This is a genomic window from Sphingobium lactosutens DS20, assembly GCF_000445105.1.
Taxonomy (GTDB): domain Bacteria; phylum Pseudomonadota; class Alphaproteobacteria; order Sphingomonadales; family Sphingomonadaceae; genus Sphingobium; species Sphingobium lactosutens.
This window is the reverse complement of sequence record NZ_ATDP01000057.1, coordinates 1-4,108: the sequence shown is the minus strand read 5'-3', so window position 1 is coordinate 4,108 and position 4,108 is coordinate 1. Positions and strand designations below refer to the sequence as shown.

Genomic DNA, 4,108 nt, shown 5'->3' with positions numbered 1-4,108 from the left:
CTGATCGATTATCCGAGGATCGGCGAGAAGCTGGAAGCCTATGAGCCGCGCGAGGTCCGCCGGATCATCGTCGGCAACTACGAGATGCGCTACGAGATCGCGGCCGGAACGATCTTCATACTGCGCCTCTGGCATTGCCGCGAAAACCGCAACTTCGAATCGGAGCAGTAGCGAGGATGCGATCGACCACCGCCGCAGTCGCTTCTATCCTCAGACCAGACCGAAATCCTGAAATTCAACCTGCCGCAGTCGGCCGGACAGCCATTTCAGAGTAGCTCTCACGGGTTCCGCCAGTCCCGGTTGACCGACGATGGCACCAGGAATGTGGTCGGCTTCGATCCGCTGAAAAACTTGCACTTCGGCTTCACGGTCGGTGGGAAAATGGGGTGCGAGGTCTCGCCTCTCCTCTTCGCCGCCAGCGAACCTCGGCTCGCTCACGCACAAAATCGAAACAGAGACGGCGTCTTTGTTTCCGTCCAATCGGCCGTAATCACTGGCGTATGCCAAATGATCGGCTGCTGCCAGATCGCGGCGCGGCCATAAGCCATGCTTCACGACCCCAGTGAGATTCGCAGCTTGGGTGAAATGCAGCAGGAACCGCACGTCGCGGTCCAGGGCGATCGAGCGGATATGCGTCCTGCGGGCCTCGTTCATCGCAATGATCCCATAGACGCCTCCAATACCTCCGCCCAGTCTTTGACGCCGCGCGGCGCCATCCACGTTATCTCAAGACCGGGCCGAGCATATCGCAACGCCGCGCGTGCCGCCGCCAGTTCACCTTCGGCGTCATTGTCGACGGCGAGGATCAAGGATGTCAGACCTTGCGGCAGCAGGATCTGATCGAGACGCCGTGCACCCAAGCTCGCCCAGCAGGGAGCTCCTTGAATGAGGGTGAAGGCCCGCGCGGTTTCGAAGCCCTCGGCAAGCGCCAGGCAAGAAGCCGCCCGCCCTCCCCCTTGCCATGCCCCCTGCCCTGGCCGCCCCAGCATGAGCTTCATGCGGTACTTGCCGGTTTCCCGGTCGAGGAAGATGCGCTGGATGGCAGTCAGTCGCCGCCCTTCGCGCACGGCCACGAGCAAGGCGGGATGGAACGTGGTCCAGGGCTTGGGACGATAAGGACAGCGTGGATGAAATCGGAGATCATCGGTAGGCGGCTCGAGATGCCGCAGCGTCAGGTAACGCTCAGCGAGAGTGCCCGGGATCGGAAGCCCCTTCTCCCAGAGCCGTGCGGCATTGCCCGAAGCGCGCGCGGGCATGTCCCGGTAGGAGTAGTGTTGCCGGATCGGTATCCGGCGCAATTCGCGCAGGACATCTTCGCGATCACAACCGGCAAAGCAAGTGACAAGAATACCGCGATCGCCCTGACGGATCGAGAGGCTTGGTGTGCTATCAGCATGCGCCGGGCACAGGCACATGGCGGTGCGGCCATGCCAGGTGCCACCGAGAGCACCTACGAGATCGATGAGTTCCTGGGATGGTCGTCGGGCTGTAAGCGGCATGGCATTCCTCCTGCTTGCATGCCCCTGCCCCTCTCCCTCTTTCTCCCGGCCATCAGATCGCGGTCTATCTGTGCTCCGGGCTGCGTGCGCGGATCGAGGAAGCGCGAATAGCCACCGGGGTGCACGGCCGGTTTGCGGATGGGATTTCCTGCGAGCGGAATGAATGCCTCGATGGCGGTGGGCCTTGTCGCCGCCTATTCGAGCGCCAGGAGAACATCGTCAGCGGCAGTTCTGGCCCTGTCCGATTCGTGGACCACCGCCAACTCGGATGCCGCCGGGAAGGAATTTGAGTTCCATTCTCGAAGCGGCGACAAGACCGATCTATGCTTGCCGCCAATTCTGGCGATCACTTGATTCGCATGGAAACCGGAGCTTGTCCGTTCGCCCGGAATGATCCCGGACTCTCCATCTGAGAGCAGCGTTGTCCTTGCATGATGGCGCCAGCTGCTACCAATTTGACTAACCACCATCCTTTTGGCATAGCTGTCCGGGATAAGGGGTCTTTTTTCGACCTTTTTCACGAACCAAGGCCAATTTGGGTTGAGAAGGGGGACAACGCCCATGCTGTCGGGTCAGATTCTCGATGCGATGATCACCTCGTGCGAGAATGCAAAAACCGTTCTGCGGCAAGCGGCGATAGATCCATCCGACAGGAAAACCCTCAATATTTCAATGGGGGCCTCGGTCGCCGCGGAGTTTCTGGGGAGGACGCCCGAAGCCCTGTCCAAGGCGGAAGCGCGTGGACGCCTTCCTGCGCCGAAGACGTCCGCCAACGGGCGCAGATATTACACGGTCGAGGATTTGATCGCGATTCGCGAAGCGCTCGGTATCAAGATGGGCAAATTGCCGTCCGAGCGAGCGGTCGTCGTGGCCGTGCAGAATTTCAAGGGCGGTGTCAGCAAATCGACCACGGGCAAGCACCTTGCCGATTATCTTGCCCTGCGGGGTTACCGGGTTCTTGTCGTGGACTGCGATCCCCAGGCTTCGATGAGCGTGATGTTCGACGTCAATCTCGAGGCCTTGGTCGACGAGACCCATACGCTGTCGAATTTCCTGTCGCCGCGCATCGACGAAGCGGATTCGCTGCGCAAGACGATCCAGAAGACAGCCTGGCCCAATATCGACATCTGCCCGGCGAACCTCGGCCTGCAGGACACCGAATGGGAACTGACCGCGACGATCGAGGAAGGACCGACAGCGATCGCGGGCGCGTTCCGCATGCTGCGGATCGGACTGGAGGAAGTTCGTCACGACTATGACGTCGTCATTCTCGACCCTCCCCCGGCCATGGGGTTTCTCGGCGTGAACACGCTGACTGCGGCCGATGGCCTGTTGATCCCCGTCCCTGCCCGGCAGCTCGACTATCTGTCGACCATTCATTTCATGCAGACCTGCCGCGAGGCGATGGATCTCGTCTCCAAGTTCGACACGTCGATCGACTATGGCTTCATTCGGGTCGTCTGCACGATGTTCCAGCCCAGTCGCACGAACGAGGCGCAGATGCTCCAGGTCATGGAGAAGACCTACGCCGGACAAATGCTCTCGACACCGATTCTGCTCTCGGAAGAGATCAAGAATGCGGGACTTTCGATGTCTTCGATTTACGAGATCAACAAACCCTACGGCTCGCATCAGACCTATGTTCGCTGCCGCGACAATCTCAACATGGTCTTCCGCGAGGTAGAGAAAGACATCTGCAAGCAGTGGCCATCGCGGATGGCGCAGCTTGGCACCGATCGGTTGACGGAGGCCGCATGAGCAGCGCGGGGGGCAGACGGCGGAGTCTCTTGGCGAACGCCATCGAAAGCATCGGCACGACACCGCCCCCGACACGCGCGGCCGATGGTCCCGTCGCCGGGGATCACGCGGATCGAGAAAAGCCCGCCGAAGAACCGGCGACACCGTCCTTCCTCGAACGGCGCGGGGTTGCGTTCGATGAGATCGCGCGCACCGTCAAGCGCCTCACCATTCGCCTGAAGCCGTCGGAATGCTCGATCTGGCCAGGCAATGCGCGCGACTATGCGGCGCTTAGCTATGACCGCTGCGCCTCCCTGATTGAATCGATCAGGGAGGAAGGAACCAATCGCGAACCGGTGGTCGTCAGGCGAACCCCCAATGCCGAACAGCCCTATGAGCTGATCGTCGGCACACGTCGTCATTTTTCGATCTCCTGGCTCCATGCGAACAACCATAGCGAGATCGAACTCGTAGCCCGGATCGAAACGCTCGATGACGAAGGCGCCTTCCGTCTCGCGGACCTGGAAAACCGGGAGCGCGAGGACGTCACCGATCTCGAGCGGGCCCGAAATTATCGGCACGCGGTGGAAGCCTATTATAAGGGCGTCAGGGCGCAGATGGCCGAGCGCCTGGCGATCCCCAAGCAGAATCTTCACAATCTGCTGCAACTCGCCGAACTCCCCGACGAGGTGGTGAGCGCATTTGCGGAACCAGGCGACCTGAAGGTCCGTCACGGCATGCGCCTGTCGCCGCTCATCAAGGATGAGCGCTATCGCGACGCCATTCTCGGTGAGGCGGCCATAATCGCCGCCGAGCAGAAAGAGCTGCTGGCCGCCGGCGCGGAAAAGATCGAGGGCAGCAAAGTCTGCGAA

At 61.0% G+C, this 4,108-nt stretch carries 6 protein-coding genes; 4 read left to right on the top strand and 2 right to left on the bottom strand.

The window, feature by feature from the left end; genetic code table 11:
• Positions 1 to 171, top strand: coding sequence for a type II toxin-antitoxin system RelE/ParE family toxin (locus tag RLDS_RS32075; protein WP_330217080.1), 171 nt, complete (start codon positions 1 to 3; stop codon positions 169 to 171).
• A gap of 39 nt (positions 172 to 210) precedes the next feature.
• Here RLDS_RS32075 and RLDS_RS32070 read toward each other — a convergent pair whose 3' ends face one another.
• Both RLDS_RS32070 and RLDS_RS32065 read right to left on the bottom strand, forming a co-directional pair.
• Positions 211 to 654, bottom strand: coding sequence for a hypothetical protein (locus tag RLDS_RS32070; protein WP_020819387.1), 444 nt, complete (start codon positions 652 to 654; stop codon positions 211 to 213).
• Positions 651 to 1,499 (bottom strand): DUF7146 domain-containing protein, encoded by an 849-nt coding sequence (locus RLDS_RS32065; protein WP_021224597.1) that lies wholly within the window; start codon positions 1,497 to 1,499, stop codon positions 651 to 653. Before RLDS_RS32065 ends, RLDS_RS32070 begins: the two co-directional genes overlap by 4 nt.
• Before the next feature lie 171 nt (positions 1,500 to 1,670).
• Here RLDS_RS32065 and RLDS_RS32060 point away from each other — a divergent pair, with 171 nt between their 5' ends.
• The 3 genes from RLDS_RS32060 to RLDS_RS32050 form a co-directional block, all read left to right on the top strand.
• A complete protein-coding gene (locus RLDS_RS32060; protein ID WP_020819384.1) occupies positions 1,671 to 1,853 on the top strand; it encodes a hypothetical protein in 183 nt (60 codons plus the stop codon).
• A gap of 207 nt (positions 1,854 to 2,060) precedes the next feature.
• Positions 2,061 to 3,257, top strand: coding sequence for an AAA family ATPase (locus RLDS_RS32055; RefSeq protein WP_015460581.1), 1,197 nt, complete (start codon positions 2,061 to 2,063; stop codon positions 3,255 to 3,257).
• The coding region (locus RLDS_RS32050; protein ID WP_031297384.1) for a ParB/RepB/Spo0J family partition protein at positions 3,254 to 4,108 on the top strand (855 nt) is incomplete at its 3' end. The genes RLDS_RS32055 and RLDS_RS32050, both read left to right, overlap by 4 nt.

Bases quoted from the DNA above. Each gene is read 5' to 3' on its own strand.
- RLDS_RS32070 (WP_020819387.1), bottom strand. From the start codon at position 654: ATGAACGAGGCCCGCAGGACGCATATCCGCTCGATCGCCCTGGACCGC.
- RLDS_RS32065 (WP_021224597.1), bottom strand. From the start codon at position 1,499: ATGCCGCTTACAGCCCGACGACCATCCCAGGAACTCATCGATCTCGTA.
- RLDS_RS32060 (WP_020819384.1), top strand. From the start codon at position 1,671: ATGGCGGTGGGCCTTGTCGCCGCCTATTCGAGCGCCAGGAGAACATCG.
- RLDS_RS32055 (WP_015460581.1), top strand. From the start codon at position 2,061: ATGCTGTCGGGTCAGATTCTCGATGCGATGATCACCTCGTGCGAGAAT.